Genomic DNA, 384 nt, shown 5'->3' on the forward strand with positions numbered 1-384 from the left:
GCCTACTACATCATCGTGTTCGTGCTGGAGATGGTGTTCGGCCTGTTCGCCACGATGATCTCGATGTGGTTCTCGCGCCACCGCGAGTTCCGTGCCGATGCGGGTGGTGCCTCGCTGGCGGGCCGCCAGAAGATGATCGCCGCGCTGGAGCGCCTGCAGCTGAACCACGGCCAGAGCACGCTGCCGACCCAGATTGCCGCCTTCGGCATTTCCGGTTCGACGGCCAAGAAGCTGTTCATGAGCCACCCGCCGCTGGAAGAGCGCATCGCCGCGCTGCGGGCGTCGACGGCGGCGTAAGCCACCGCTCCACGGTAGTGCAGGAACGCCTGGCTTCGCGCCGGGCGTTTTTGTTTGCGCGATGCATTGCTGATGCCGGATCGTGCC

The 384-nt window shown here is 65.6% G+C and carries 1 protein-coding gene; it reads left to right on the forward strand.

Annotation, left to right across the window (positions count from 1 at the left end; translation table 11 throughout):
• Nucleotides 1–297 (forward strand): M48 family metalloprotease (locus RhoFasB10_RS25995; RefSeq protein WP_167679367.1); only part of this gene is annotated, 297 nt, incomplete at its 5' end.
• Between the last annotated feature and the right edge of the window lie 87 nt (nt 298–384).

Origin of the sequence: Rhodococcus sp. B10 (genome assembly GCF_011770055.1) — a bacterium.
Taxonomy (GTDB): Bacteria; Actinomycetota; Actinomycetes; order Mycobacteriales; family Mycobacteriaceae; genus Rhodococcoides; species Rhodococcoides kyotonensis_B.